Source organism: Sphingomonas sp. LC-1, assembly GCF_025371035.1.
GTDB classification, from domain to species: Bacteria; Pseudomonadota; Alphaproteobacteria; order Sphingomonadales; family Sphingomonadaceae; genus Sphingomonas; species Sphingomonas sanguinis_E.
In genome coordinates, this window is sequence record NZ_JANZXB010000004.1 from 209,296 (window position 1) to 233,380 (window position 24,085).

Below are 24,085 nucleotides of genomic sequence, written 5' to 3' on the forward strand. Positions count from 1 at the left end.
CGTTTTCAGGTCACCGCCGCCGTAACACCGTTCACCGGATATGGTTCCGGCAGTGCTTTTCAACGCGTTTAGCCCCGGTTAATCGACACTCACACCGACATTCCGACCGGGGGGTCCAGTGAAGTTCAAGGCATTTGCAGTGCGATTCGCGCTGATGGCATCGTGCGGCCTGATGATGGCCACCCCTGCTGCCGCGCAGTTCTGGCAGTGTGCACCCTATGCCCGCGAAATCTCGGGCATTGATCTTCACGGCAACGCCAACACCTGGTGGGGTCAGGCCGAAGGCCGCTACCAGCGCGGCCACACGCCGCAAGAGGGTTCGGTCCTCGCCTTCGACGCCACCCGCCGCATGCGCGTCGGCCATGTCGCGATGGTCAGCAAGGTCGTCAGCGACCGCGAAGTCCTGCTCACCCATGCCAACTGGTCGCGCCGCGGTGGTATCGAACGCGACGTCCGCGCGGTCGATGTCTCGCCCAACAACGACTGGTCGATGGTCAAGGTGTGGTACGGCCCCAATGGCGATCTCGGCACCTCGGCCTATCCTACCAAGGGCTTCATCTATTCGGGCCACAAGAGCAACGTTGCCGAACTGCCCGCCACCCAGATCGCCTCGCGCAGCGATGGTCGCGTCGCCGGCATCCTGACCTTCGCGGCGCCGATTCAGTAATTCTCGAATTTTGTCCGGCTCGACGTAAGCGGCCGTGGTGGAACACCCCGCCTCTCCCGCGCGCAGCCCAACTACCAAGACCCCGTTCCGCCTGAACGTCGTCGAAGGCCAAGGAGAACCCTCACCAGCGTGAGGGATCAGCCATCACCCCGCCCGGAACGTCATCGCCACGCCGTTCATGCAATAGCGCTTGCCCGTCGGCTTGGGCCCGTCATCGAAGACATGGCCGAGATGCCCGCCACAGCGGCTGCAATGGACCTCGACCCGCTCCATCATCAGCGACCGATCGCTCCGCGTCGCCACCGCCCGCGGCAGCGGTGCCCAGAAGCTCGGCCAGCCGGTACCGCTTTCGAACTTGGTCTTGGACGAGAATAGCGGCTGCGCGCATCCCTTGCATGCGAATACGCCGTTGCGATGCTCACCGTTGAGCGGGCTGGAATAAGGGCGCTCGGTGCCTTCCTGGCGTAAGACATTATAGGCCGCCGGGCCCAGCTTCTGCCGCCACGCCGCATCGCTCATCGCGACGGGAAAGCGCTCCGCCGCCGTCGCCTCGCGCCCGCAGGCGGACAGCCCCACGCCCAATGCGCCCAGCCCGACAAGCGACAGAAAAGCGCGGCGATCAGAAGACGATGCGATCATGGATCCAAGATAGGAATGCCGTGCGCAGGGGGAAAGGATGGACGCAAAATGATCCGACCGGGTCGCGCCCTTCCCCCCTAGCGGCGGCGCCCTCCCCAAGACGAGTCACGGGGAGGATCAGGGATCACGCCCCCTTGCGCCGCCAGAAGGGCCGCGTGCTGCCTGACTGCAGGACGCCCCGCCGGAACAGCCGTGCGCCCATCGTGACGAAGATCGCCACCCACAGCGCCTGCCACGCCAGCGCCACCGCATGCGGCCAGAGCGAGTCGCTGGCCGCCGCCATCCCCGCCATGGCGAAGGGCGAGGATAGCGGAAACACCTCGGCGATCACCGCCAGCCAGCTATCCGGCTTGGACAGGCCGCTCAGCGTCAAGGTGAACATGCCCACCTGGACGATGGTGATGGGCAGCGACAGCATCTGGATTTCCCGCATGGTCGAGGCCTGCGCCCCGATCGTCAGGAACACCGACCCCAGCAGCAGATAGGCCATGGTGAAATAGGTGACGAACAGGAGCGTGAACATCGGCAGGCCCACCGCCGGGGATAGTTCGCCCACCATGCCGCTGAACGCCGGGGGCAGGACGCTGGTAACCTGCCCCAGCACCGTGCCCCAAAAACCGATGAACAACACCGCCACCCCGAACATGCCCAGCAGCTTGCCCAGGAACACCGCCTCCAGAGGAACGGCAGCGGCCAGCACCTCGATCACCTTGTTCGACCGTTCCTCGGCCATGGTGCCGACGACCTGTCCCGCCAGGAACAGGGTCAGGAAGAAGACGCCGAACACGGCGAGGAACGCCGTCTGGTTCTGGCCGCCCAGTGTCGCCCGCTGACGGGTGAAGGCGATCTTGGTCGGTTCGACCTTGGGCAGGTTGCCGCCGAGCCGCTCGGCCGAGAGCGCGCCGCTCGCCAGCACCGCCAGATAATCCGCCGCCCGCGCGCCACGCGCGCCATAGAGGATCGTCGGCCGGTCGAGCGGGCCGTAAAGCACCGCCGTCGCGTCAAACTCCTGGGCCTCGAACGCCTTGCGCGCCTGCGCGGCGGGATCGCCCGAGGGGCTGAGCGTCGCCAGCGCCGGCGGCTCCTCGTCGCGGCGGAAGATGGTGCGCGACCGGCGATCCGCCTCGACAAAGGCGCCCGCCACCGCGTCGGGGATGATCGCAACGATGCGGACGCGGTCGGCACCGTGATCCGCCGCCTGCGCCGCGCCCATCGCGCCGATGGTGCTGAACGCCACCATGATCAGCGGGGCGAAGAGGAACAGCAGGAAAATAGGGGTGAAGACGGTCGCGATGAAGTCACGACGCGCGATCGTCATGGTCTGGCGGATCAGTCGACGCGTCGGGCTCATGCCGCCTTCTCCTCTCCCGGCTCGCCGACGATGCGGACAAAGGCCTCATGCAGGCTGGGGCGTTCGATCGACAGGTTCATGATGCCCGCCCCCGCCGCGAGCAGCCCCCCCAGGATCGGCTCGATCCCCTCTTCGGGCAGGATGAAGCGCCAATCCCCTCCCTCCCGCACCGCGTCGCCGGGCAACAGGGCGGGCGAAACCCGCTCAGGGTCGCGGGGGCGGTAGCGGACATGCGAGCGCAGCGTGCCGCGCGCATCGTCCACCGTCCCTTCGAAACGGCGCTGTCCCCCTGCGATAATGGCGAGGCGATCGCACAACCGCTCGGCATGGGCCATGACATGGGTGGAGAACAGGATGGTCGCCCCCCGATCCCGCTCGCCCAGGATCAGCGCCTCCAACCGTTCCTGATTGACCGGATCGAGCCCCGAAAAAGGCTCGTCCAGCACCAGCAGCCTGGGCCGGTGGACGACCGAGCCCAGCAACTGGACCAACTGCGCCATACCCTTGGACAGCTTGCGGATCTTGGTGTCGGCGGCATGGCCCAGCCCGGCCTGGTCGAGCAGTTCGACCGCCCGCGTCCGCCCGGTCGCCCAGTCGAGCCCGCGTAGCGCCCCCATGAAGGCGATCGCCTCGCGTGCCTTCATCGCGGGATAAAGCCCGCGCTCTTCGGGCAGATAGCCGACCAGATCGCTGGCCTCGCGGGGGTGACGATGGCCCAGTAGCGTGCGCTGGCCCTCATCGGGTTCGATGATACCGAGCAGCATTCGCAGCGTCGTCGTCTTGCCCGCACCATTGGGACCCAGAACGCCGTAAACCGCACCGGTTGGAACCGCGATGTCGACGCCATCGACCACACGCCTGTCGCCAAATCGCTTGGCGAGGCCCGAGGCGGTGACCGCCCACTGATTATCCACGCAACTGTTCCTCCCAGAGTGGCTGTGGTAGCGGGCTGATGTGGCGCAAGACAAGCTCGAAACCCGGATCAAGGCGAAGGCGGCCGAACTGGGCTTTGCCGCGATCGGTATCACCCATGCCGATGCCGCGCCAAGAACGGTCGAGCGGCTTCACCAATGGCTGGCCGAGGGGCGCCACGGGTCGATGATCTGGATGGCCGACCGCGCGCACCAGCGGCAAAGCCCCGCCAGCCTGTGGCCGGACGTGAAGAGCATCATCTCGCTGGGGGTCAGCTATGCCCCGGCCCAGGATCCGATGCGGCTGGCCGATCACGGACGGATCGGGCGCATCTCGGTCTATGCGCAAGGGGCCGATTATCACGACGTGGTGAAACGCCAGTTGAAGGCGCTGGGCCGTTGGCTGGCGCAGGAGGCCGGGTGCGACCTGAAGGTCTTCGTCGACACCGCGCCAGTGATGGAAAAGCCGCTGGCCGAAGCCGCCGGGCTCGGCTGGCAGGGCAAGCACACCAATCTGGTCAGCCGCGAGCATGGAAGCTGGCTGTTCCTGGGCGCGATCTATACGACGCTGGCGCTGGAGCCCGACGCGGTGGCGCGCGACACGTGCGGGCGATGCGACGCGTGCCAGCGGGCCTGCCCGACCGATGCGTTTCCGGCACCCTATCAACTCGATGCGCGGCGGTGCATATCCTACCTCACCATCGAACATGCCGGGCCGATCCCGGAGGAATTCCGGGCCGCGATCGGCAACCGCATTTATGGCTGCGACGATTGTCTGGCGGTGTGTCCGTGGAATAAGTTCGCCGCGGCGGCGCAGGCCAATATGGCGTTCCACCCGCGCGCCGAACTGACCGCGCCGGAACTTGGGGACTTGCTGTCGCTGGACGATGCCGCGTTCCGGCAGGTGTTTTCCGGTTCTCCGATCAAGCGGATCGGCCGCAACCGGATGGTCCGCAATGCAGCGATCGCAGCGGGGAATAGCGGGGCGATGGAACTGGCGCCGGTGCTGCAGAGGTTGCGGGACGATCCCGATCCCGTCGTGGCGGAAGCGGCGAGCTGGGCCTTGCGACGGATCCAGGGGCACACCGGCTGACCCCGTCATTCCTGGGCGAGTTGGCCCCTTATCCACCGAAGGCCCCAGCCTTCGCTGGGGCCACGGCTCGGGAACCGCTTAATCCACCCAATCGAGCCCGATGTCCCGGTAGACGCCGCGATCCTCGTCCCAGCCGGGCTTGACCTTCACGTGTAGATAGAGATGCACCTTGTGCCCCAGCATGCGCGCCAGTTCCTCGCGCGCCTTGGCGCCGATCTCCTTGATCCGCACCCCGTTCTTGCCCAGCACGATGGCGCGCTGGGTGGGGCGTTCGACCAGGATCTGCTGGTGGATCTCGACCGATCCGTCCTCGCGTTCCTTATACGCCTCGGTCTCGACCGCGCTGGCATAGGGGAGTTCGGCGTGAAGTTGCAGATAGAGCTGCTCGCGCGTCACCTCGGCCGCCAGCGCGCGTTCGGTCGCGTCGGACACCTGATCCTCGGGATAGTGCCATGGTCCCTCGGGCATCAGCCGGGCGAAATGCGCCTTGAGTTCGGGCAGGCCATCGCCGGTCTGTGCGGAGACGAACCAGATTTCATCGAACTTCACGACCTCGTTCAGCTTTTCAGCATGGCCCAGCAGCCGCGCCTTGTCGGCGATGTCGACCTTGTTGAGGATTAGATGCTTGGGCTCGGGCCGATGGGCGATCGCCTGGGCGATGGCGGTGACCTTCGGCCCTACTCCGCCCTTGCCGTCGACCACCAGCGCCAGGATGTCCGCACCCTCCGCGCCTTCCCAGGCGGCGGCGACCATCGCGCGGTCAAGCCGGCGCTTGGGCTCGAAGATGCCGGGGGTGTCGACCAGCAGGATCTGCGCCTCCCCCTCGATCGCGACGCCCAGCAGCTTGGCGCGGGTCGTCTGCGCCTTGGGGCTGACGATGGCGACCTTCTGGCCGACCAGCGCGTTGACGAGAGTGGATTTGCCGGCATTGGGCGCGCCGACGACGGCGACAAGGCCGCAACGTTGTTCAATCATCCCCCAGCGGTACAGGCGAAGCGCCCTGTCCGGCAAGGGAAAGCCCGCATGGAAGGAATGTAATACCCCCATCACGCGGCGGCCACGGTGCCGGCCCTAGGTTCGACGGCGGTATCAAGCAGGAGAGTTGGTATGAAGTCCCTGATCACCGCCCTGTCCGCCGCTGCGCTGCTCACCGTCGCGGGGCCGGCTTCGGCCAAGGGTTGCCTGAAGGGGGCCGCAGTCGGCGCGGTCGGCGGCCATTTCGTCGGCAAGGGCCATGCCGTGCTGGGCGCGGCGGCGGGCTGCGCGATCGGCCATCACCGTGCGAAGGTCCAGGCCAGGAAGGAAGCGGCGGCGGCCAGGACGCGCTGATCGAAGGAGCGACCGGCCTGAACGGCAAGACTTCCCTTGGCCTTCGACCTCGCTCAGGCTGGGCGAAGTCGAAGGCCATGGCCAAGCCCCCGCCTGGCTACCCCTTCAACTTCGCCAGAAGGGCCTTCGCGGCCGCCGTCTCGGCCTCCTGTTTATTGGCCCCCGTCGCGCTTGCCTCGCCCGACCGGTTGATCCGCACCGTCACGGTGAAGCGCGGCGCGTGATGCGGGCCCGATCGGTCGGTGACCACATATTCGGGCGCCTTGCGGTTGTGCGCGGCAGCCCATTCCTGAAGCGCCGATTTGGGATGCTGCGGCGCTTTTCCCTGCGAATGCACCCGGTCGCCCCAGGCCTTGCGTACGAAGGCGCGCGCCGCTTCCAGTCCCGCCTCGCGATACCAGGCGCCGATCAGCGCCTCCATCACATCGCCCAGCACATTGTCGCTGTCCGACGCGCCATCGTCGCGCGCTTGCTTGCCCAGCCGGAGATGATCGCGCACCCCCAGATCGCGCGCGACATCGGCACAGACCGCCCCCGTCACCAGGGTGTTCAGTCGCCGCGAAAGCTGCCCCTCCGGCTCTTCGGGGAACTGCTCCCACAGCCATTCGGCCATGACGAGGCCCAGCACCCGGTCGCCCAGAAATTCCAGCCGCTCGTAATTCTCCGCCGCCTGGCTGCCATGGGTCAGCGCGCGCCGAAAGGGGGCGGTATCGGCGGGTGCGCGGCCGAATATCCCGGCCAGCCAATCCTCAACCGCGCTCAAAATCCTTCTCCGATCCGGTTCCACCGTGCCGCCGTCACCCAGGTCCACGGCTTGATCCATTCCGCCGATCCGTCGGTCGAGAAGAAGGTCACCGCCGCGCGCCCCTCCAGCCGGTTCATCGGGATATAGCCCATGCCCATGGGGGGAGCGAAGCGGCTATCTGCTGAGTCGTCCCGGTTGTCGCCCATCAGGAACACGTTGCCGGCGGGCACGGTATAGACGACCGTATCATCGCGATCGGGGAAATCGCCCTGGTCGAGCACGTCATAGCTCTTGCCGTTGGGAAGCGTCTCGCGGAACCGCGCATAGCGGCACACCGGCTTTCCCTGCACAGTGTCGAGATGTGCCGGGCCGCATTGGTCCGGCCCGAAATTGGGGGTCAGCGGCAGGACGAAGTCGGCCACGCGCTGCTTGGGAACCGGGCGACCGTTCAGGATGACCTGGCCGTTCGTCACCTGGATCGTATCGCCGGGCAGGCCGATCACCCGCTTGATGACGTCATGATCGTCGGGCCCCGGCGAGCGGAACACCACCACATCGCCCCGCGCCGGATCGCGGCCCAGAATACGACCGGGCAACAGCGGCACGCCAAAGGGCAGCGACCAGCGCGAATAGCCGTAATTCCACTTGGTGACGAACAGATAGTCGCCGATCAATAGACGCGGCAGCATCGATTCCGATGGAATGACGAACGACGTCACGATGAAGCTGCGCAGGATGAAGACGAACAACGCCAGCTTCAGGAAGAAGCGCAGCGTTTCCTTCGTCTCCGATTTCCGGGATGTGTCGGCCATGTCTGGCGGGTTCGCGCAACGGGCCCGCGTCGTCAAGCCGCTTCCCCCTTTCCACCTTCTGGACAGCGCGATAGGGGAACCGCCCCTCCCCTCATCGGTACATTCCTTCACGCATGACCGATTTCATCCTCAACCTGATCGCCTGGGGCGGCTATTTCGGCATCTTCCTGTTGATGGCGCTGGAAAATATCGTGCCGCCCATCCCGTCTGAGGTCATCATGGGCCTGGGCGGCATGGCGGTGGCGCGCGGCCAGATGGAGATGATCCCGCTGATCCTCTGGGGTACGGCGGGGACGACGGCGGGCAATTATGCCTGGTATGCCGTTGGCCGCTATATCGGTTACGAGCGATTCCGCCCGTTGATCGACCGGCATGGCCGGTGGCTGACCATGGAATGGCGCGATGTCGAGCGGCTGCACCTGTTCTTCGTGCGGCATGGCGGATGGGTGGTATTCGTCTTCCGCTTCATGCCCGCCTTTCGCACGATGATCTCGCTGCCCGCGGGGATCACGCGGATGCCGCTGGGCAGGTTCCTGCTCTGGACCTTTGCGGGCAGCACGATCTGGAATGCCATCCTCGCCTATGCGGGGCTGTGGCTGGGCGCGAATTTCGAGGCGATCAATCGCTATGTCGGCCCGGCGGCCATTGCGATGACGGTGGCGATCGTCATCGGCTATCTCTGGCGGGTCGTGACCTGGAAGCCTTCCGGCCGGCCCTGACGGTCAAGCCCGTGGATGGGCGGTCCGGTAAACGTCCAGCAGATGCGCGGCATCGACCGCCGTGTAGATCTGGGTTGAACTTAGGCTGGCATGACCGAGCAGTTCCTGAAGCTGCCGCAGATCGGCCCCGCGCCCCAGCAGATGCGTCGCGAAACTGTGCCGCAACGCGTGCGGCGTGGTACGCGCCCCCAATCCGAGCCGATCACGCGCCGCCTGGACCGATCGGCGGATGATGGCGGGAGACAGCGGACCGCCCTTTGCCCCACGAAACAGGGGCTCCTCCGGTTCGAGCCCGAAGGGCACCTGCGCCGCATAACGATCGATCGCATCACGCAATTCGGGCAGCAGCGGCACGATCCGCGTCTTGCCGCGCTTTCCGGTCACGCGGATCGTCTCGCCCAGCGGCAGGATCGCGGCGGGCAACGCCATGGCCTCCCCGATACGCAGCCCCGCGCCATAGAGCAGCAGCAGCACCGCCCAGTCGCGGGCGGCGATCCATGGCTCGGCGGCGTTGTCCGCCACGTCCTGGCTCAGGGCCATGATGTCGGCGGGTGCCTGCGGGCGGGGAATGCTCCGCTTGCGCCGTGGACCTTTCAGCGCGGGTGGCTCGACACCCGCCCAGTGAAGATAGGTCCGCACCGCCGACAATTCCCGCGCGGTCGAGGCGGCGGTCAACCCCTCCCCCCGGCGCGCAGCGAGATAGGCGCGCATATCGGCGGCGGTGATCGCGGCCAGCGCCTTCGTATCGACCGCCTGCCCCCAATGCGCACTCAGAAAGGCCATGAATCGCTGCGCCGTCGTGACATAAGCGCGCACCGTATGGTCGGACCGTCGCAGGTCCACGGTCAGATGGCGAAAATAATCGGCGATGGAGGCGGTCATGTCCCCGGTTCGATGACAGGCAAGGGCCGGGCGTCAACACCGAATCGATAAGGATTTCGGTGAAGCGGCCGTCATATAGTGCATGATCGCGTCCATTTCCCCCACCGCCCCGATCCGATTCGCTGCCCCGTCGAACATGCAGGGTAGCACGCCGACCGGCTCGATTTTCGACAAGCCGAGGACCCCGACGACCATCGCCATTTCGCGCGACGCGGTGAAGGCGTTGGAGCAGGGCTATGTCGCGCCCGTCCAGGACCCGCTGACCTATGACACTCAGGTCAAGGCCCTGCTCGCCGCGCGGCAGGACGTGGTCGCACGCGGCGGGGGCATCGACCTTGGCGATACCGGCAACCCGCTGATCACCAATCCCTATACCTCCCCCTATGCCGCAGATGTCGCGCCGCTTTACGGAATGCTGAAGGACGGATCGGACGCCGCCCATACGCTGACCGCCGCGCTGACCAGCATCCTTCCGCAGGCGGGCCAGCGCAGCGACACCACTTATGCCGCCGAATTCGCCCTGAAGCATATGAAGATGACTGCGATCGCCGACCGTCTGATCGCCCCCGAGCATAAGGAGGAAGCCACCGCGATTCTCGGCCGGGTATTCGACATGCTGGCCGACGCCACCCCGATTCGGGCGGACCTTGCCGCATCCACCCTCTCTATCGCTCGCAGCGGCGAGGATGCGGACAAACGCGCCTCGCAGATTGTCGCGCTGGTGAACAACGCACTGGACGCCGGTCCTCAGAATCCGCTGACCGACCGGCAACGCTCCGAACTGACCGAGATGACGGCATCGTGGCAGGACTTCCAAAAGCTGCTGCCGCGTGACGCCGGCGCTGACGTCACGGCATAAACCCGTATAACGAAAAAAAGGGGCCGCTCCCGATCGGAAGCGGCCCCTTTGCCATCGCGTTACGCTAGGTCAGCGATCGAGGATCGCGTCGATTTCCGCCCCTACGGCGTCCATCGCGGCCATGCCGTCGACCCGCGTCACGATGCCACGCGCTTCGTAGATCGGCAGGATCGGCGCGGTCTTGGCGCGATATTCGGCCATGCGGGTGCGCACCGTCTCGGCATTGTCGTCGGGACGCCGCTTGAACTCGGTCGAGCCGCAGACATCGCAGACGCCCTCGACCTCGGTCGGCTTGAAGCTGTCATGATAGCCAGCCCCGCATGACGCGCAGGTGAAACGGCCGGTGATCCGCTCGACCAGCGCATCCTCGTCGACGGCCAGTTCGATCACATGATCCAGCGTCTTGCCTCGTTCCGCCAGCAGCACGTCCAGCGCCTCGGCCTGCGCTCCGGTCCGGGGATAGCCGTCGAAGATCGCGCCGCTTTCCGCCTCGGCGCCATCCAGTCGCTCGCCGATCAACGCTGAGACGATCGCGTCCGACACCAGCTCGCCCGCATCCATCACCGCCTTGGCCTGAAGCCCGACGGGGGTGCCCGCCTTGACCGCCGCGCGCAGCATGTCGCCGGTCGACAATTGCACCATGCCGCGATTGGCCACCAGCCGCTGTGCCTGGGTCCCCTTGCCCGCGCCCGGCGGACCCAGCAGGATGATGTTCACGCCCACGTCACTCTCCCCTGTTTTCCCTGCATCCCACCGGCGCCGATCAGCGCAGGCGGCCGCCCTTCAGCTTCGCCTTCTTGATCAGATCGCCATATTGATGCGCGAGCAAGTGGCTTTGAATCTGCGTCACCGTGTCCATCGTCACGTTGACCACGATGAGCAGGCTGGTGCCGCCCAGATAGAAGGGAATCTGGAGCGCCGAAACGAGATACTCCGGCAGCAGACAGATGATGGTCAGATAGGCCGCGCCGATCACCGTGATGCGGGTCAGCACATAATCGAGATAGGTCTCGGTGTTCTTGCCCGGACGAATGCCGGGAATGAAGCCGCCATAGCGCTTCAGATTGTCCGCCGTCTCCTCGGGGTTGAAGACGACCGCGGTGTAGAAGAACGAGAAGAAGATGATGCCCGCACCGTAAAGCAGCATATAGACCGGCGAACCGTGCTGTAGATACTGGTTGAGGCTGATGATAAAGTCGCCCCAGCGGCTCTCGCCCGCGACGCGCTGGCCCGCGAACTGCGAGATGGTCAGCGGCATCAGCAGCAGCGACGAAGCGAAGATCGGAGGGATCACGCCCGCGGTGTTGATCTTCAGCGGCAGGTGGCTGCGATCGGCCTGCATGCCCCGCTGGGTCGCGCGCTTCGGGTACTGGATCAGGATGCGGCGCTGGGCGCGCTCCATGAAGCAGATGAACAGGATGAGGACGACGACCGCGACGATGATGCCGATCAGGCGGACCGGATCGATGCTGCCGGTACGGCCGCCTTCGAGCAGGTTGACCAACGTCGTCGGCAGATGCGCGACGATGCCCGCCATGATGATCAGCGACACGCCGTTGCCGATACCGCGGCTGGTGATCTGCTCACCCAGCCACATCAGGAACATGGTACCGCCGATCAGCGAGATGACCGCCGCGATGCGGAACGTCATGCCCGGCTCGATCACCGCCTGGATGCCCTGGCTGGCGCCCAGCGTCTCGAGGCCGACGGCGATGAAATAGCCCTGGATCGCGGTCAGCAGCACCGTGCCGTAGCGGGTATACTGGTTCAGCTTCTTGCGGCCGCTCTCGCCTTCCTTCTTGATGGCGGCAAGCTGCGGGCTCAGCGAGGTCGCGAGCTGCACGACGATCGACGCCGTGATGTACGGCATCACGCCCAGCGCGATCAGCGACATACGGCTGAGCGAACCGCCCGAGAAGGTGTTGAAGAAATCGAGCACGCCGCCCGTGGTCTTCTGGCTCAGCAGGCCCAGCGCGGTCGGGTCGACGCCCGGCAGCGGGACATAGCTGAGCAGGCGGAAGACGATCAGCGCGCCGATCGTGAACCACAGCCGCTTCTTGAGGTCGGTGGCCTTGGCGAATTTCGCCAGGCTGATGCTTTGCGCCATCTGGTCGGCTGCGGATGCCATAGCTGTTGCGTTATCCTGGAAACGAAAAACGGCGGGATGCGTTTTGAACCGCCCCGCCGCTCATATAGGCGCGAAGACGCGCTTGTCTAACCCGGATGAAAAATCCGCCGCTGTCGGTGTGGCTTTTCAACCAGCCGACAGCGACGGACCTATCCGATTCAGGCCTTGGCGGCGAGCTTCGCGGCGCGGGTCTGACCCTTCTTCGCAGCGGCCTTCTCGGCGGCCGGCACGATGTGCGGCACGTCGACCGAACCACCGGCCTTTTCGACGGCTTCACGTGCCGAGGCCGACACGCCCTGCACAACGAACGACAGCTTGGCGGTCAGTTCGCCCTTGCCGAGCAGACGGACGCCGTCCTTGCCGCCACGGGCCAGGCCAGCGGCCTTCAGCGCGGCGTGATCGATCGTGCCGTCGGTGGCCAGCTTGCCCGAGTCGACCGCCTTCTGGATCGCGCCCAGGTTCACCTCGGCATAATCCTTGGCGAAGATGTTGTTGAAGCCGCGCTTCGGCAGACGCATGTGGAGCGGCATCTGACCGCCCTCGAAGCCCGCGATGGACACGCCCTCACGGCTCTTCTGGCCCTTGACGCCGCGACCGCCGGTCTTGCCCTTGCCCGAACCGATACCGCGACCGACGCGGATCTTGGACTTGCGGGCACCCTGGTTGTCGTAAAGTTCGTTCAGCTTCATGATATGCACTCGCTTTCGCTTGCTACGCGCGTGATGGAAAGCGTGGCCCGTAGTGCGTCAGGCGGTGTTTGTCACCCCCGAATCCGCAGGGGCACGCCCCGGCGATCGCGCATGGCGCCCCAACCATCGGCTCGACCAGCGTATCAGCGGAACCTCGACGATCCGATGCACCATTACCCCGGTCACGACCGATCCCAGTACCAATAGCCCGCCCTGCACCACCGCGATTGGCGGCAGACGCCGCACCAGGGGATCGAGCAGGGGTAACACTGCGGTATGCGCCAGATAGATGGAATAGGACGCGTCACCCACGAGAAGCGGCAGCGTCCACCGGTGAAAGCCGATCACCGGTTCCAACTGGACCAGCCCCAGGATGATGAGAGTCGCGGGGATGCCCCAATAGACGGCGCGCCATGGCGTATAATGAAGGTCGGCCGGGCCCATGCCGATCGCGATCACCGCAACCCCGATCGTCAGCATCGACAGCCAGGCTGGCCAGCGCCGCCCCTCGACCAAGCGCCGCGCGATCCACAAGCCCGCGACGAATTCCAAGCACAACGGACTCAAGAGGCTCGACAAGGGAAGGTCGGCCACCGAAATCCGGCTATGAACAAGGCCCCCGATCGACACCGTGACGACCATGTAGAGCGTCAACCCGATCGCGAACCGCCGGGCCGGTAGAAGGCCGAGCATCACGGCGGCGACCAGATAAAAATACATCTCGAAATTCAGCGTCCATCCCGCCCCGATCAGGGGATAGACGCTGCGCAACGGCAGGAAGAGATAGGAGCCGAGGATATAGAGGGGATCGTTCGCCATTCCCGTCGGGTCGTGGCCCGTTGCGAGAATGAGACCCAGTTTGGCCGTCAGGAACAGCCAGTATAACGGCACGATCCGCGCAAGGCGCCGCGCCAGAAACGCCAGCCAAGGTCGTCCCTGTGCCGTCCAATAAATGACGAACCCGCTGATGACGAAGAAGATATCGACGCCGACACCGCCACGGTCGAGAATCCCGCCGAGGTGCCGGGCACTGAGCGTCAGCGAACTGTGGAACAGCACGACCAATAGAGCGGCGACGCCCCGCGCCACCTGCATGCCGTAGAAGATGCCGGGATGAGCCGCCCCTGCCCCGGCCCGTTGACCTTCTGTCACTGTCGATCCCTCGCCGTTCCAAGTCATGCAGGGCGGCCAGCGGGACGTCAACGATCCGACCACGACATGAAAAAGGCGCGCTTCCCATTCCGGGAAACGCGCCTCTTTCGGCTCAGCCAGATGGGAAGGGCTTAGCCCTCGACCACCTGAACCATGTGCTGCACCTTGCGGATCATGCCGCGGACTTCAGGGCTGTCCTGAAGCTCGGAGACCTTGTGCATCTTGTTGAGGCCCAGGCCGACCAGGGTCGCGCGCTGGTCCTTGGTGCGGCGGATCGGCGAACCGGTCTGCTTGATCTTGATGGTAGCCATGGTCGCTTACTCCACGACGGCCGCGGCTTCCGCCTCGGCAGTCTGCTGGGTGGCACCGTGACCGCGACCCAGCAGGTCGGCGATCTTCTTGCCACGACGCTGCGCCACCGCCTTCGGCGAAGTCTGGTCGCCCAGCGCTTCGAAGGTGGCACGGATCATGTTGTACGGGTTCGACGTACCGACCGACTTCGTCACCACGTCGGCAACGCCGAGCGATTCGAAGATGGCGCGCATCGGACCACCGGCGATGATGCCGGTACCCTGCGGGGCCGAACGCACCGTCACGCGGCCCGCACCGAAATGGCCGTTGCCATCATGATGCAGCGTGCGACCGTCCTTCAACGGAACGCGGACCATCGCCTTCTTGGCGGCAGCCGTCGCCTTCGAGATGGCTTCCGGCACTTCGCGCGCCTTGCCATGACCGAAGCCCGCACGTCCCTTGCCGTCGCCGACCACGACGAGCGCGGCAAAGCCGAAGCGCTTACCGCCCTTCACGGTCTTCGAGACGCGGTTGATGTGGACGAGCTTTTCGATCAGCTCTTCGCCCTGCTCCTCGGCGCCACCGCGACGGTCGTCGCGACGACCACGGTTGCCGTCACGGCCGCCACGGCCGCGATCGCCGCCCGGACCACGGCCACGGCCGCCCCGGGGACCGCGACCCTGGGTCGCGTCCTGCGCGGCGCCTTCGGCACCGGCAACGGCCACGTTGTTCTCGTCAGCCATATTAGAACTCCAATCCCGCTTCGCGTGCCGCCTCGGCCAGCGCCTTGACGCGGCCGTGGAACAGGAAGCCGCCACGGTCGAAAACGACCTGCGTGACGCCGGCGGCCTTGGCCTTCTCGGCCACGCGCTTGCCGACTTCGCTCGCCGCTGCAACGTTCGCGCCCGACTGGCCGCGTGCGTCCTTTTCCAGCGTCGAAGCCGAAGCCACGGTACGACCCGCCTCGTCGTCGATCACCTGGGCATAGATATGCTTGCCCGAGCGATGCACCGACAGGCGCGGACGGGTGCCCGCACGCGCACGCAGCGCGGTACGGTTGCGCCGACGGCGCTTCTCGAAAAGAGAGAGACCCTTGGTCATTACTTCTTCTTCCCTTCCTTGCGGAAGATGAACTCGCCGTCGTACTTGATGCCCTTGCCCTTATACGGCTCGGGCTTGCGCCAGCGGCGGATCTCGGCGGCCAGCTGGCCGACCTTCTGCTTGTCCGCACCGCTGATCTCGACGGTGGTGGCGTCCGGCGTCTTCACCTCGAGGCCTTCCGGCACATCGATGTTGACGTCGTGGCTGTAGCCGAGCTGCAGCTTCAGGGTCTTGCCCTGCGCGGCGGCGCGGTAGCCGACGCCGGTGATGACCAGCTTCTTCGAGAAGCCAGCGGTCACGCCGGTGACGAGGTTCTGCACCATGGTGCGCTGCATGCCCCAGAACGCGCGAGCGCGCTTCGTGGCGTTGGCAGGCTGCACCGCAATGGCGTCCGCCTGGACGTCATAGCTGATCTCGTCGGCCAGCGGCATGGAGAGGGTGCCCTTGGGCCCCTTCACGCTCAGCACCTTGTCGGCGATGGTCGCGGTGACGCCGGCCGGAACCGGGACCGCCTTCTTACCGATGCGGCTCATCAGAACACCTCCGCCAGGACTTCGCCACCGACATTCTGCTCACGCGCTTCGGCGTCCGACAGAACGCCACGCGGCGTCGACACGATGGTGATGCCCAGGCCGTTGCGAACGCGCGGAAGCTCCTGCGCGCCCGAATAGATACGGCGGCCGGGCTTCGACACGCGCGCGACATGCTTGATCGCGGGCTGGCCTTCGAAATACTTCAGCTCGATGCGGATGCCGGCCGCGGGGCCCATCTGCTCTTCGCTGTAGCCACGGATATAGCCCTCGCGCTGGAGCACGTCGAGCACGCGGGCGCGCAGCTTCGACGCAGGCGTCAGGACGGAGTCCTTGCGCGCGCGCTGGCCGTTGCGGATGCGGGTGAGCAAGTCACCCAGGGGATCGGTCACTGCCATCTCAAATGGTCCTTACCAGCTCGACTTGGTGACGCCGGGGATCTGGCCCTTGTTGGCCAGTTCACGCAGCATGACGCGAGCGAGACGGAACTTGCGGTAATACGCACGCGGACGACCGGTGATCTCGCAGCGATTGCGGATACGGGTCGGGTTGCCGTTACGGGGGATCTCGGCCATCTTCAGGCGCGCGATCAGACGCTCGGTCTCATCGAGGCTCTGGTCGTTCGCGATCGCCTTGAGCTTCGCGTACTTGCCCGCATACTTCTTGACGAGAGCGCGACGCTTCTCGTTCTTATTGATTGAACTCAGTTTCGCCATGGACTTAAGCTCTTTCTGTAAGGACCCCCTCCCCGGCGTGGAGAGGGGGCAGTCCGGTTACGCTGCCTTCTTCTCGTCGGCAGCGTCTTCCTTGGGGAACGGGAAGCCGAACAGACGGAGCAGCTCGCGCGCTTCGTCGTCGGTCTTCGCCGAGGTGGTCACGATCACATCCATGCCGCGCACCTTGTCGATGCGGTCATAGTTGATTTCGGGGAAGATGATCTGTTCCTTGATGCCGCAGGCATAGTTGCCGCGACCGTCGAAGGACTTCGGATTCAGGCCGCGGAAGTCGCGAACGCGCGGCAGCGCGATCGTGATGAAGCGGTCCAGGAATTCGTACATGCGCTCGCGACGCAGCGTGACCTTCACACCGATCGGCATGCCTTCACGCAGCTTGAACTGCGCGATCGACTTCTTCGCCTTGGTGATGACGGGCTTCTGACCCGCGATCAGCTCCATCTCGGAAGCGGCCTGGTCGACGCGCTTCTTGTCCTGCGTCGCTTCGCCCACGCCCATGTTGAGCACGATCTTTTCGATCCGGGGGATCTCGTTGACGTTCTTGTAACCGAACTTGTCGGTCATCGCCTTGACGATGCTATCATCATAGATAGCCTTCATGCGGGGCTTGTAATCAGCCATCGATCTTCTCCCCGGTCTTGACGGCGACACGGACCTTCTTGCCATCCTGCGTCTCGAAACGGACGCGGGTCGGCTTGCCATCGGCGGTCACGTGCGCGACCTTCGAGATGTGCAGCGGCGCAGCGGTGCGCTCCAGGCCACCCTGCGGGTTCGCCTGGGTGGGCTTGCGGTGACGGGTGGCGATGTTGACGCCGTCCACGACGACCTTGCCGTCCTTCGGCATCGCCAGCGACACGGTGCCGGTCTTGCCCTTGTCCTTGCCGGACAGGACGATGACGCGATCGCCCTTCTTGATCTTGGCGGCGGCCATTACAGCACCTCCGGAGCCAGCGAGATGATCTTCATGTGCTTCTTACCGCGAAGCTCACGCACGACCGGGCCAAAGATACGGGTGCCGATCGGCTCCTCGTTCTTGTTGACCAGAACGGCGGCGTTACCGTCGAAACGGATCACCGAACCGTCGGCGCGACGGATGTCCTTGGCGGTACGCACGATCACCGCGCGGTGAACGTCGCCCTTCTTCACGCGGCCACGCGGCTGCGCTTCCTTGACGCTGACGACGATGATGTCGCCGACCGATGCGGTACGGCGCTTCGAGCCGCCCAGCACCTTGATGCACTGCACCCGCTTCGCGCCGCTGTTGTCCGCGACGTCGAGATTGGACTGCATCTGGATCATGGATCCGCTTCCTTCTCTCTTCTGGGGGTGGATACCGACCCAACCCCGCCTTAAAAAACGACCCCCGGCGCGGGCTACCGCACCAGGGGGAGAGGCCCCTTAGCCACTCCTGGTCCGAAAGGCAAGCGAGTCGCTTAGCCTCCTTGACCAATCCGCTCATCGCCCCGAAGGGCGGCCTTCATTCCGAACCCGCCCCTCCCTGACGGAGAAGCGGGGCACGAAATCAAAGACTTTAGCCTTCGGCCGAAGCCCGCTCCGGCGTCGAGTGGGTGTTGACCCGCTCGATCACCTTCCAGGTCTTCAGCTTCGAGATCGGCGCGGTCTCTTCGATCCGCACCGTCTCACCGGCCTTGAACTCATTGCTCTCGTCGTGAGCATGATACTTCTTCGACCGACGGATGATCTTGCCGTAGAGGGGGTGCTTAACCTTCCGCTCCACATTGACGACGACCGTCTTGTCGGTCTTGTCCGAGACAATCACCCCGGTCAGCACGCGCTTCGGCATGTGTCTCGGTCCTTACTTGGCAGCCGCAGCGGTGCGCTGCGCCTGGATGGTCTTGATCCGCGCGATGTCGCGACGGACTTCCTTGACCCGGCTGGGCTTTTCGAGCTGGCTCGTGGCCGCCTGGAAGCGCAGGTTGAACTGCTCGCGCTTCAGGTTGCCCAGCGCCTCGACGAGCTGGTCGTCGCTCTGGCCGGTATATTCAGTCTTGGCCATTACTCGCCTCCGAGGTGCGAGGTGTCGCCCAGGCGGGCAACGACCTTGGTCTTGATGGGCAGCTTCATCGCGGCGCGCTCGAACGCTTCGGCGGCCAGCGGGCCATCGACACCGTCGAGTTCGAACAGGATGCGACCCGGCTTCACGCGGGCGGCCCAGAATTCCGGCGAACCCTTACCCGAGCCCATGCGGACTTCGGCAGGCTTCGACGAGACGGGGACGTCCGGGAAGATGCGGATCCAGAGACGACCCTGGCGCTTGATGTGACGCGTGATCGCGCGGCGAGCCGCCTCGATCTGGCGAGCGGTGATCCGCTCCGGCTCCATGGCCTTCAGGCCATAGGAACCGAAGTTCAGGCTCGTGCCGCCCTTCGCATCGCCGTGGATGCGGCCCTTGAAGGCCTTGCGGAACTTGGTGCGCTTTGGTTGCAGCATGTTCTTTGATCCTTAGCGGCGATGATCGTCGCGCGCCGGGCGCACGCCGGAGGTCTGAGCCTCCATCATCAGCCGGTCCTGCGCCATGGGATCATGGCCCAGGATCTCGCCCTTGAAGATCCACACCTTCACGCCGCACACGCCATAAGCGGTGTGCGCCTGCGCTTCGGCATAGTCGACGTTCGCGCGCAGCGTGTGCAGCGGAACGCGGCCTTCACGATACCATTCGGTACGCGCGATTTCCGCGCCGCCCAGACGGCCGCCGCAGGTGATACGGATACCTTCGGCGCCCAGACGGAGCGCCGACTGCACCGCACGCTTCATGGCGCGACGGAAAGCGATACGACGCTCGAGCTGGTCGGCGACGCCCTGTGCGACGAGCTTGGCGTCGATCTCGGGCTTGCGGATCTCGACGATGTTCAGCGACACGTCGGACGAGGTCATCGAACCCAGCTTCTTGCGAAGCTTTTCGATGTCGGCGCCCTTCTTGCCGATGATCACGCCCGGACGCGCCGCGAAGATCGAGATGCGGCACAGCTTGGCCGGACGCTCGATGACGACCTTCGAGATCGCAGCCTGGGGCAGCGTCTTCATGATGTACTGGCGGATCTTCAGATCCTCCAGCAGCAGACGGCCATAGTCATGGCCTTCGGCGAACCAGCGGCTGTCCCAGGTACGGTTGATCTGGAGACGCAGGCCGATCGGATTGCTCTTCTGACCCATTATGCTTCTTCCTGCTCGCGGACGACGATGCGGAGCCGCGAAAACGGCTTCAGGATGCGCGTCGACTTGCCGCGACCGCGCGTCGCGAAACGCTTCATGGTGATCGACTTGCCGACCGACGCCTCGGCGACGACGAGCGCGTCGACGTCGAGGTTGTGGTTGTTCTCGGCATTGGCGATCGCGGAGGCGAGCACCTTGCGCGCGTCGACAGCCATCGCCTTCGTCGAGAAGGCCAGGATGTTCATCGCGTCGCCGGCCTTCTTGCCGCGGATCAGGCCTGCGACCAGGTTCAGCTTCTGCGCCGAACCACGGATCTGCGTGCCGACCGACAGCGCTTCCTTGTCACCAACCTTGCGGGGGGATGCTGGCTTCGACATCAGCGCTTACCCTTCTTGTCGGCAGCGTGGCCGGGGAAATAGCGCGTGGGCGCGAATTCACCGAGCTTCATGCCGACCATGTCCTCGTTCACCGAGACGGGAACGAACTTGCGACCATTGTAGACGTTGAAGGTCAGGCCGACGAACGACGGCAGGATGGTCGAGCGACGCGACCAGGTCTTGATCGGACCTGCGCGGTTGCCAGCATCCTGAGCCACTTCGGCCTTCTTCAGGAGATGGAGGTCCACGAAAGGACCCTTCCAAACGGAACGAGCCATTGCGTGTTAGCCCTTCTTCTTGGCGTGACGGCTACGGATGATCATCTTGTCCGTCGCCTTGTTGTGACGAGTGCGCGCACCCTTGGTCGGCTTGCCCCACGGGGTGACCGGATGACGGCCGCCCGAGGTCCGGCCTTCACCACCGCCGTGCGGGTGGTCGACCGGGTTCTTAGCAACACCGCGGGTCAGCGGGCGATGGCCCTTCCAACGGTTGCGACCAGCCTTCGCCAGGTTGGTGTTGCCGTTGTCGGGGTTCGACACCGCGCCGACGGTCGCCATGCAGTTGGCATGGATGTAGCGCTGCTCACCCGAGTTCAGGCGAACGATGACCATGCCCTTGTCGCGACCCACGACCTGCACATAGGTGCCGGCCGAACGTGCGATCTGACCGCCCTTGCCGGGCTTCATCTCGACGTTGTGGACGATGGTGCCGACCGGCATCTGGCCCAGTTCCATCGCGTTGCCCGGCTTCACGTCGGTCTTCTTGCCGGCGATGACCTTGTCACCAACGGCCAGACGCTGCGGCGCGATGATATAGGCAACGTTGTCCTTGCCCTCGGCATCGGCGCCGTAGTTGATCAGCGCGATGAAGGCGGTGCGGTTGGGATCATATTCGATCCGCTCCACGGTGCCCTCGACGTCCCACTGACGACGCTTGAAATCGATGAAGCGGTAACGCTGCTTGTGGCCGCCCGCGATACCGCGGCTGGTCACATGGCCCTTGTTGTTGCGGCCGCCGGTCTTGCGCTTGCCTTCGGTGAGCGCCTTGACGGGCGCGCCCTTCCACAGCGCCGAGCGGTCGACGAGGATCAGACCGCGGCGGGCCGGGCTCGTCGGATTATAATGCTTGAGTGCCATCGGCTCAGATCCCCGTCGTCACGTCAATGGACTGACCGTCCTTGAGGGTGACGATCGCCTTCTTCATGTCCGAGCGCTGGTACGGAGCGCCCTTCCACTTCTTGGTCTTGCCCTTCTGGACGATGGTGTTCACGCCGGTGACGGTCACGTCGAACAGCGCTTCCACCGCCGCCTTGATCTCGGGCTTGGAAGCACCGGGGGCGACCTTGAACACCACGGCGTTGTGCTCGCTCAGGAGCGTCGCCTTCTCGGTGATGTGCGGCGCAACGATCACGTCGTAATGACGCGGATCGACCGCCTTCTGCTGCTTAGCCATGGAAACGGGCCTCCAGCTTTTCGACAGCCGAGCGCGTCAGCACCAGGGTGTCATGCTTCAGAATGTCGTAGACATTGGCACCGGCGGCCGGAAGGATGTTGATTTCCTTCAGGTTGCCCGCGGCCAGCGCGAACGACGTTTCGACGGCGTCGCCATCGATGACCAGCGCGGTCTTGCCGAAGCCCAGCTTCGCCAGATCGCCCTTCAGCGTCTTCGTCTTGTTACCTTCGACGGACAGATCGTTCATCACGATCAGCGAACCCGCCTTGGCGTGGCTCGACAGCGCCATCTTCAGGCCCAGAGCGCGAACCTTCTTGTTCAGACCCGGGTTGAAGTCGCGGACGCGGGCGCCGTGCGCCTTACCACCGCCGATGAAGACGGGGGCCCGACGATCGCCGTGACGAGCGACACCGCCGCCCTTCTGGCGACCGAGCTTCTTGCCCGAGCGGGCGACATCGGCGCGCTCACGGGTGCCGCGCGCAGTGGCGCGACGCTTTTCCAGCTGCCAGGTCACAACGCGGTGCAGGATGTCGGCGCGCGGATCGAGGCCGAAGACCTCGTCGTTGAGCTCGATGTCCGCGGCGTCGGTGCCGGCGAAGGATTGAACCTTGACCTTCACGACTTAGCCCTCCTGGCTCTCGGTGGCTTCCGGAGCAGGCTCGGCAGAAGCGTTATTGTTGGCGGCCGCCTTGATGCTGGCGGGGAACGGGGCGTCCGCGTGGCGCGAAACCTTGACCGCGTCCTTGACGATCAGCCAGCCACCCTTCGAGCCGGGCACCGAGCCCTTGACGAAGATCAGACCGCGCTCGACGTCGGTCGACACGATTTCGAGGTTCTGCTGCGTGCGGTTCTTGTCGCCCATGTGGCCGGCCATCTTCTTGTTCTTGAAGACGCGGCCCGGATCCTGACGGTTACCGGTCGAACCATGCGAACGGTGCGAAACCGAGACGCCGTGGGTCGCGCGCAGACCACCGAAGTTCCAGCGCTTCATCGCACCGGCAAAGCCCTTACCCTGGGTACGACCCTGGATATCGACATACTGGCCGGGGACGAAATGGTCGGCGGAGATCTCCGCGCCGACGTCCAGCAGGCCGTCTTCGTTCACGCGGAACTCGACCAGCACCTGCTTAGGCTCGACTTCGGCCTTGCCGAAGTGGCCACGCTGCGGCTTGGCAACATTCTTGGTCTTGGCGACACCTGCACCAAGCTGGACGGCGGTGTAGCCGTCACGATCCATCTCGCGGCGAGCGACGACCTGTACGCCTTCAAGCGCCAGGACGGTGACCGGCACGTGCCGACCATCGTCCTGGAACAGGCGGGTCATCCCCAGCTTCTTCGCGATCACGCCGGTACGCATGATCCTGTTCCTTCCTCGACAGAGGCCCCCAAGAACCATTCAAGGGGGGCATATCCAGCCCGATTAAAGCGAAACGAGCCCCCGTCCCGGGCTGGCGACCGGCAAGCCGGTCAGACGGGGGACGCTGCCCCGGCACCATCTCGCTTGCGCGAAACCACCGGGCGGTATCCCTTAAGAGTGCCGGATCACGGGAGCGACCTCGGCGCGTTTTCCGGTAGCTTTAGGCCGGAGAAACGCCAAAATCCCGTGGGACGGAATCGTCGACCACGGGAATGCCGGCCCTCTTACGCCAGCTTGATCTCGACATCAACACCTGCGGCGAGGTCGAGCTTCATCAGCGCATCGACGGTCTGCGGGGTCGGCTGCACGATGTCCAGCATCCGCTTGTAGGTGCGGACCTCGAACTGCTCGCGCGACTTCTTGTCGATGTGCGGACCACGGTTGACCGTGAACTTCTCGATGCGCGTCGGAAGCGGGATCGGACCGCGGATAAGAGCGCCGGTGCGGCGCGCGGTGTCGGCGATGTCGCCGGTCGCCTGATCGAGCACGCGATGGTCGAACGCCTTCAGACGAATGCGGATATTGCTGTCCATGATCCCTACCGATGCGAAAGAGCGGGCCTTCGGGTTTTCCCCACCATGGATACCAAGTGCGATCGGCTGTCCGACCGGGCACTCGACCATCCACCGTGAAGGCGACCTTGGGCCGAAACAAACTCTGGGTTGCGACAGAGGCGAAAACCGACCCTGCCCTCACTAAAAGCAAACGGCCGACTCCGGTATTCCCGGTGCCAGCCGATTCCCTCAAGGCACGTGCCTATACGCATATGGCGGGGGTGCCGCAAGGGGCGGATGCGGGTTTTTGTTCGGACGGGTGGAACCAGTGCCCACCAACAGAAACACCGACCCTCGTTCGGCCTGAGCGAAGTCGAACGCCGCGCGAAAGCGGAGACCGCCGGGCGGGCGCTTCGACTGTGCTCAGTACGAACGGAGGCCCCTTCCAGGTAGTCCCAGCGGAGGCTGGGATCTCTCATCTGGCGCGCCCCGCCGAGACAGGCCCCAGTCTCCGCTGGGGCGACGGCCTCACACGAAAA

36 protein-coding genes are annotated in these 24,085 nt (G+C 65.1%); 5 read left to right on the plus strand and 31 right to left on the minus strand.

All coding sequences use genetic code 11. The features are described from left to right. The first annotated feature begins 154 nt into the window (after positions 1-154). Positions 155-667: a CHAP domain-containing protein gene (locus tag NZL82_RS08025; protein ID WP_261269361.1), complete on the plus strand. Its 513-nt coding sequence runs from the start codon at positions 155-157 to the stop codon at positions 665-667. Between the two features lie 144 nt (positions 668-811). Here the strand turns inward: NZL82_RS08025 and msrB are convergent, their stop codons facing one another. From msrB to NZL82_RS08040, 3 genes are all read right to left on the minus strand, one after another. Beyond that, positions 812-1,306 (minus strand): peptide-methionine (R)-S-oxide reductase MsrB, encoded by a 495-nt coding sequence (msrB, locus tag NZL82_RS08030; protein ID WP_261269252.1) that lies wholly within the window; start codon positions 1,304-1,306, stop codon positions 812-814. 124 nt (positions 1,307-1,430) lie between these two features. After that, the gene (locus NZL82_RS08035) at positions 1,431-2,657 is read right to left on the minus strand and encodes an ABC transporter permease (RefSeq protein WP_261269253.1); all 1,227 of its coding nucleotides are present in this window, start codon (positions 2,655-2,657) and stop codon (positions 1,431-1,433) included. Then, positions 2,654-3,571 (minus strand): ABC transporter ATP-binding protein, encoded by a 918-nt coding sequence (locus NZL82_RS08040; protein ID WP_261269254.1) that lies wholly within the window; start codon positions 3,569-3,571, stop codon positions 2,654-2,656. Before NZL82_RS08040 ends, NZL82_RS08035 begins: the two co-directional genes overlap by 4 nt. A gap of 40 nt (positions 3,572-3,611) precedes the next feature. Between NZL82_RS08040 and queG the strand changes: the two genes are divergently transcribed. Continuing rightward, positions 3,612-4,661, plus strand: a complete 1,050-nt coding sequence (gene queG / locus NZL82_RS08045) for a tRNA epoxyqueuosine(34) reductase QueG (protein WP_261269255.1) — start codon at positions 3,612-3,614, stop codon at positions 4,659-4,661. 78 nt (positions 4,662-4,739) lie between these two features. On the opposite strand, the gene era is transcribed toward queG, so the two are convergent. Continuing rightward, positions 4,740-5,636, minus strand: coding sequence for a GTPase Era (gene era, locus NZL82_RS08050; protein WP_261269256.1), 897 nt, complete (start codon positions 5,634-5,636; stop codon positions 4,740-4,742). A 132-nt stretch (positions 5,637-5,768) separates the two neighbouring features. On the opposite strand from era, the gene NZL82_RS08055 reads away from it, so the two are divergent. Beyond that, positions 5,769-5,990, plus strand: coding sequence for a hypothetical protein (locus tag NZL82_RS08055; RefSeq protein WP_261269257.1), 222 nt, complete (start codon positions 5,769-5,771; stop codon positions 5,988-5,990). 97 nt (positions 5,991-6,087) lie between these two features. On the opposite strand, the gene rnc is transcribed toward NZL82_RS08055, so the two are convergent. Further along, positions 6,088-6,756, minus strand: coding sequence for a ribonuclease III (gene rnc / locus NZL82_RS08060; protein ID WP_261269362.1), 669 nt, complete (start codon positions 6,754-6,756; stop codon positions 6,088-6,090). Further along, a complete protein-coding gene (lepB, locus tag NZL82_RS08065) occupies positions 6,750-7,547 on the minus strand; it encodes a signal peptidase I (RefSeq protein ID WP_261269258.1) in 798 nt (265 codons plus the stop codon). Before lepB ends, rnc begins: the two co-directional genes overlap by 7 nt. A 113-nt stretch (positions 7,548-7,660) precedes the next feature. On the opposite strand from lepB, the gene NZL82_RS08070 reads away from it, so the two are divergent. Then, positions 7,661-8,266, plus strand: coding sequence for a DedA family protein (locus NZL82_RS08070; RefSeq protein ID WP_261269259.1), 606 nt, complete (start codon positions 7,661-7,663; stop codon positions 8,264-8,266). Positions 8,267-8,269: 3 nt separating this feature from the next. On the opposite strand, the gene NZL82_RS08075 is transcribed toward NZL82_RS08070, so the two are convergent. Beyond that, complete coding sequence (locus NZL82_RS08075) at positions 8,270-9,148, minus strand: tyrosine recombinase XerC (RefSeq protein ID WP_261269260.1); 879 nt, start codon at positions 9,146-9,148, stop codon at positions 8,270-8,272. Between the two features lie 136 nt (positions 9,149-9,284). Between NZL82_RS08075 and NZL82_RS08080 the strand changes: the two genes are divergently transcribed. Then, complete coding sequence (locus NZL82_RS08080) at positions 9,285-10,007, plus strand: hypothetical protein (RefSeq protein WP_261269261.1); 723 nt, start codon at positions 9,285-9,287, stop codon at positions 10,005-10,007. Between the two features lie 69 nt (positions 10,008-10,076). On the opposite strand, the gene NZL82_RS08085 is transcribed toward NZL82_RS08080, so the two are convergent. The 24 genes from NZL82_RS08085 to rpsJ all read right to left on the minus strand — a co-directional run bounded on the left by NZL82_RS08085 (position 10,077) and on the right by rpsJ (position 23,585). Beyond that, the gene (locus NZL82_RS08085; protein ID WP_261269363.1) at positions 10,077-10,724 is read right to left on the minus strand and encodes an adenylate kinase; all 648 of its coding nucleotides are present in this window, start codon (positions 10,722-10,724) and stop codon (positions 10,077-10,079) included. A 46-nt stretch (positions 10,725-10,770) separates the two neighbouring features. Beyond that, positions 10,771-12,135 carry a preprotein translocase subunit SecY gene (gene secY / locus NZL82_RS08090; protein WP_183950457.1) on the minus strand — a complete coding sequence of 455 codons (1,365 nt, stop codon included), beginning with the start codon at positions 12,133-12,135 and terminating at the stop codon, positions 10,771-10,773. Positions 12,136-12,293: 158 nt separating this feature from the next. Further along, positions 12,294-12,824, minus strand: a complete 531-nt coding sequence (gene rplO / locus NZL82_RS08095; protein ID WP_261269262.1) for a 50S ribosomal protein L15 — start codon at positions 12,822-12,824, stop codon at positions 12,294-12,296. A 57-nt stretch (positions 12,825-12,881) separates the two neighbouring features. Beyond that, entirely contained in the window at positions 12,882-13,976 is a 1,095-nt protein-coding gene (locus NZL82_RS08100; RefSeq protein WP_261269263.1) for an acyltransferase, read from the minus strand. 131 nt (positions 13,977-14,107) lie between these two features. Then, positions 14,108-14,287: a 50S ribosomal protein L30 gene (gene rpmD, locus NZL82_RS08105; RefSeq protein ID WP_261269264.1), complete on the minus strand. Its 180-nt coding sequence runs from the start codon at positions 14,285-14,287 to the stop codon at positions 14,108-14,110. A 6-nt stretch (positions 14,288-14,293) separates the two neighbouring features. After that, positions 14,294-15,010: a 30S ribosomal protein S5 gene (gene rpsE, locus NZL82_RS08110; RefSeq protein WP_007406126.1), complete on the minus strand. Its 717-nt coding sequence runs from the start codon at positions 15,008-15,010 to the stop codon at positions 14,294-14,296. 1 nt (position 15,011) lies between these two features. Further along, a complete protein-coding gene (rplR, locus tag NZL82_RS08115) occupies positions 15,012-15,368 on the minus strand; it encodes a 50S ribosomal protein L18 (protein WP_007406066.1) in 357 nt (118 codons plus the stop codon). Next, positions 15,368-15,901, minus strand: a complete 534-nt coding sequence (rplF, locus tag NZL82_RS08120) for a 50S ribosomal protein L6 (protein ID WP_261269265.1) — start codon at positions 15,899-15,901, stop codon at positions 15,368-15,370. The genes rplR and rplF overlap by 1 nt, the downstream gene beginning before the upstream one ends. Further along, positions 15,901-16,296 (minus strand): 30S ribosomal protein S8, encoded by a 396-nt coding sequence (gene rpsH / locus NZL82_RS08125; protein ID WP_037569377.1) that lies wholly within the window; start codon positions 16,294-16,296, stop codon positions 15,901-15,903. Before rpsH ends, rplF begins: the two co-directional genes overlap by 1 nt. A 12-nt stretch (positions 16,297-16,308) precedes the next feature. Then, on the minus strand, positions 16,309-16,614 hold the full coding sequence (gene rpsN / locus NZL82_RS08130; protein WP_042491166.1) for a 30S ribosomal protein S14: 306 nt from the start codon (positions 16,612-16,614) through the stop codon (positions 16,309-16,311). Between the two features lie 57 nt (positions 16,615-16,671). Then, complete coding sequence (gene rplE / locus NZL82_RS08135) at positions 16,672-17,253, minus strand: 50S ribosomal protein L5 (protein WP_042491169.1); 582 nt, start codon at positions 17,251-17,253, stop codon at positions 16,672-16,674. Beyond that, positions 17,246-17,563, minus strand: coding sequence for a 50S ribosomal protein L24 (rplX, locus tag NZL82_RS08140; RefSeq protein WP_261269266.1), 318 nt, complete (start codon positions 17,561-17,563; stop codon positions 17,246-17,248). The genes rplE and rplX overlap by 8 nt, the downstream gene beginning before the upstream one ends. Then, positions 17,563-17,931, minus strand: a complete 369-nt coding sequence (gene rplN, locus NZL82_RS08145; protein ID WP_007406105.1) for a 50S ribosomal protein L14 — start codon at positions 17,929-17,931, stop codon at positions 17,563-17,565. Before rplN ends, rplX begins: the two co-directional genes overlap by 1 nt. 232 nt (positions 17,932-18,163) lie before the next feature. Next, complete coding sequence (gene rpsQ / locus NZL82_RS08150; protein WP_183950452.1) at positions 18,164-18,436, minus strand: 30S ribosomal protein S17; 273 nt, start codon at positions 18,434-18,436, stop codon at positions 18,164-18,166. 12 nt (positions 18,437-18,448) lie between these two features. After that, on the minus strand, positions 18,449-18,649 hold the full coding sequence (gene rpmC / locus NZL82_RS08155; RefSeq protein ID WP_007406063.1) for a 50S ribosomal protein L29: 201 nt from the start codon (positions 18,647-18,649) through the stop codon (positions 18,449-18,451). Continuing rightward, entirely contained in the window at positions 18,649-19,083 is a 435-nt protein-coding gene (gene rplP / locus NZL82_RS08160; protein ID WP_007406071.1) for a 50S ribosomal protein L16, read from the minus strand. Before rplP ends, rpmC begins: the two co-directional genes overlap by 1 nt. A gap of 12 nt (positions 19,084-19,095) precedes the next feature. Next, entirely contained in the window at positions 19,096-19,806 is a 711-nt protein-coding gene (rpsC, locus tag NZL82_RS08165; protein ID WP_007406047.1) for a 30S ribosomal protein S3, read from the minus strand. After that, complete coding sequence (gene rplV / locus NZL82_RS08170; RefSeq protein ID WP_175313828.1) at positions 19,806-20,183, minus strand: 50S ribosomal protein L22; 378 nt, start codon at positions 20,181-20,183, stop codon at positions 19,806-19,808. The genes rpsC and rplV overlap by 1 nt, the downstream gene beginning before the upstream one ends. Next, positions 20,183-20,461 (minus strand): 30S ribosomal protein S19, encoded by a 279-nt coding sequence (gene rpsS, locus NZL82_RS08175; RefSeq protein WP_037569384.1) that lies wholly within the window; start codon positions 20,459-20,461, stop codon positions 20,183-20,185. The genes rplV and rpsS overlap by 1 nt, the downstream gene beginning before the upstream one ends. A gap of 6 nt (positions 20,462-20,467) precedes the next feature. Further along, the gene (gene rplB, locus NZL82_RS08180) at positions 20,468-21,319 is read right to left on the minus strand and encodes a 50S ribosomal protein L2 (RefSeq protein ID WP_261269267.1); all 852 of its coding nucleotides are present in this window, start codon (positions 21,317-21,319) and stop codon (positions 20,468-20,470) included. A 4-nt stretch (positions 21,320-21,323) separates the two neighbouring features. After that, a complete protein-coding gene (locus NZL82_RS08185; protein WP_261269268.1) occupies positions 21,324-21,635 on the minus strand; it encodes a 50S ribosomal protein L23 in 312 nt (103 codons plus the stop codon). Further along, positions 21,628-22,254 (minus strand): 50S ribosomal protein L4, encoded by a 627-nt coding sequence (gene rplD, locus NZL82_RS08190; RefSeq protein WP_261269269.1) that lies wholly within the window; start codon positions 22,252-22,254, stop codon positions 21,628-21,630. Before rplD ends, NZL82_RS08185 begins: the two co-directional genes overlap by 8 nt. A gap of 3 nt (positions 22,255-22,257) precedes the next feature. After that, the gene (rplC, locus tag NZL82_RS08195) at positions 22,258-22,992 is read right to left on the minus strand and encodes a 50S ribosomal protein L3 (RefSeq protein WP_056430750.1); all 735 of its coding nucleotides are present in this window, start codon (positions 22,990-22,992) and stop codon (positions 22,258-22,260) included. A 284-nt stretch (positions 22,993-23,276) separates the two neighbouring features. Next, positions 23,277-23,585 (minus strand): 30S ribosomal protein S10, encoded by a 309-nt coding sequence (gene rpsJ / locus NZL82_RS08200; protein WP_007406109.1) that lies wholly within the window; start codon positions 23,583-23,585, stop codon positions 23,277-23,279. Between the last annotated feature and the right edge of the window lie 500 nt (positions 23,586-24,085).

Bases quoted from the DNA above. Each gene is read 5' to 3' on its own strand.
- NZL82_RS08025 (WP_261269361.1), top strand. From the start codon at position 155: ATGGCATCGTGCGGCCTGATGATGGCCACCCCTGCTGCCGCGCAGTTC.
- msrB (WP_261269252.1), bottom strand. From the start codon at position 1,306: ATGATCGCATCGTCTTCTGATCGCCGCGCTTTTCTGTCGCTTGTCGGG.
- NZL82_RS08035 (WP_261269253.1), bottom strand. From the start codon at position 2,657: ATGAGCCCGACGCGTCGACTGATCCGCCAGACCATGACGATCGCGCGT.
- era (WP_261269256.1), bottom strand. From the start codon at position 5,636: ATGATTGAACAACGTTGCGGCCTTGTCGCCGTCGTCGGCGCGCCCAAT.
- NZL82_RS08055 (WP_261269257.1), top strand. From the start codon at position 5,769: ATGAAGTCCCTGATCACCGCCCTGTCCGCCGCTGCGCTGCTCACCGTC.
- lepB (WP_261269258.1), bottom strand. From the start codon at position 7,547: ATGGCCGACACATCCCGGAAATCGGAGACGAAGGAAACGCTGCGCTTC.
- NZL82_RS08070 (WP_261269259.1), top strand. From the start codon at position 7,661: ATGACCGATTTCATCCTCAACCTGATCGCCTGGGGCGGCTATTTCGGC.
- NZL82_RS08075 (WP_261269260.1), bottom strand. From the start codon at position 9,148: ATGACCGCCTCCATCGCCGATTATTTTCGCCATCTGACCGTGGACCTG.
- NZL82_RS08080 (WP_261269261.1), top strand. From the start codon at position 9,285: ATGCAGGGTAGCACGCCGACCGGCTCGATTTTCGACAAGCCGAGGACC.
- secY (WP_183950457.1), bottom strand. From the start codon at position 12,135: ATGGCATCCGCAGCCGACCAGATGGCGCAAAGCATCAGCCTGGCGAAA.
- rplO (WP_261269262.1), bottom strand. From the start codon at position 12,824: ATGAAGCTGAACGAACTTTACGACAACCAGGGTGCCCGCAAGTCCAAG.
- rpmD (WP_261269264.1), bottom strand. From the start codon at position 14,287: ATGGCTACCATCAAGATCAAGCAGACCGGTTCGCCGATCCGCCGCACC.
- rpsE (WP_007406126.1), bottom strand. From the start codon at position 15,010: ATGGCTGACGAGAACAACGTGGCCGTTGCCGGTGCCGAAGGCGCCGCG.
- rplR (WP_007406066.1), bottom strand. From the start codon at position 15,368: ATGACCAAGGGTCTCTCTCTTTTCGAGAAGCGCCGTCGGCGCAACCGT.
- rplF (WP_261269265.1), bottom strand. From the start codon at position 15,901: ATGAGCCGCATCGGTAAGAAGGCGGTCCCGGTTCCGGCCGGCGTCACC.
- rpsH (WP_037569377.1), bottom strand. From the start codon at position 16,296: ATGGCAGTGACCGATCCCCTGGGTGACTTGCTCACCCGCATCCGCAAC.
- rpsN (WP_042491166.1), bottom strand. From the start codon at position 16,614: ATGGCGAAACTGAGTTCAATCAATAAGAACGAGAAGCGTCGCGCTCTC.
- rplE (WP_042491169.1), bottom strand. From the start codon at position 17,253: ATGGCTGATTACAAGCCCCGCATGAAGGCTATCTATGATGATAGCATC.
- rplX (WP_261269266.1), bottom strand. From the start codon at position 17,563: ATGGCCGCCGCCAAGATCAAGAAGGGCGATCGCGTCATCGTCCTGTCC.
- rplN (WP_007406105.1), bottom strand. From the start codon at position 17,931: ATGATCCAGATGCAGTCCAATCTCGACGTCGCGGACAACAGCGGCGCG.
- rpsQ (WP_183950452.1), bottom strand. From the start codon at position 18,436: ATGCCGAAGCGCGTGCTGACCGGGGTGATTGTCTCGGACAAGACCGAC.
- rpmC (WP_007406063.1), bottom strand. From the start codon at position 18,649: ATGGCCAAGACTGAATATACCGGCCAGAGCGACGACCAGCTCGTCGAG.
- rplP (WP_007406071.1), bottom strand. From the start codon at position 19,083: ATGCTGCAACCAAAGCGCACCAAGTTCCGCAAGGCCTTCAAGGGCCGC.
- rpsC (WP_007406047.1), bottom strand. From the start codon at position 19,806: ATGGGTCAGAAGAGCAATCCGATCGGCCTGCGTCTCCAGATCAACCGT.
- rplV (WP_175313828.1), bottom strand. From the start codon at position 20,183: ATGTCGAAGCCAGCATCCCCCCGCAAGGTTGGTGACAAGGAAGCGCTG.
- rpsS (WP_037569384.1), bottom strand. From the start codon at position 20,461: ATGGCTCGTTCCGTTTGGAAGGGTCCTTTCGTGGACCTCCATCTCCTG.
- rplB (WP_261269267.1), bottom strand. From the start codon at position 21,319: ATGGCACTCAAGCATTATAATCCGACGAGCCCGGCCCGCCGCGGTCTG.
- NZL82_RS08185 (WP_261269268.1), bottom strand. From the start codon at position 21,635: ATGGCTAAGCAGCAGAAGGCGGTCGATCCGCGTCATTACGACGTGATC.
- rplC (WP_056430750.1), bottom strand. From the start codon at position 22,992: ATGCGTACCGGCGTGATCGCGAAGAAGCTGGGGATGACCCGCCTGTTC.
- rpsJ (WP_007406109.1), bottom strand. From the start codon at position 23,585: ATGGACAGCAATATCCGCATTCGTCTGAAGGCGTTCGACCATCGCGTG.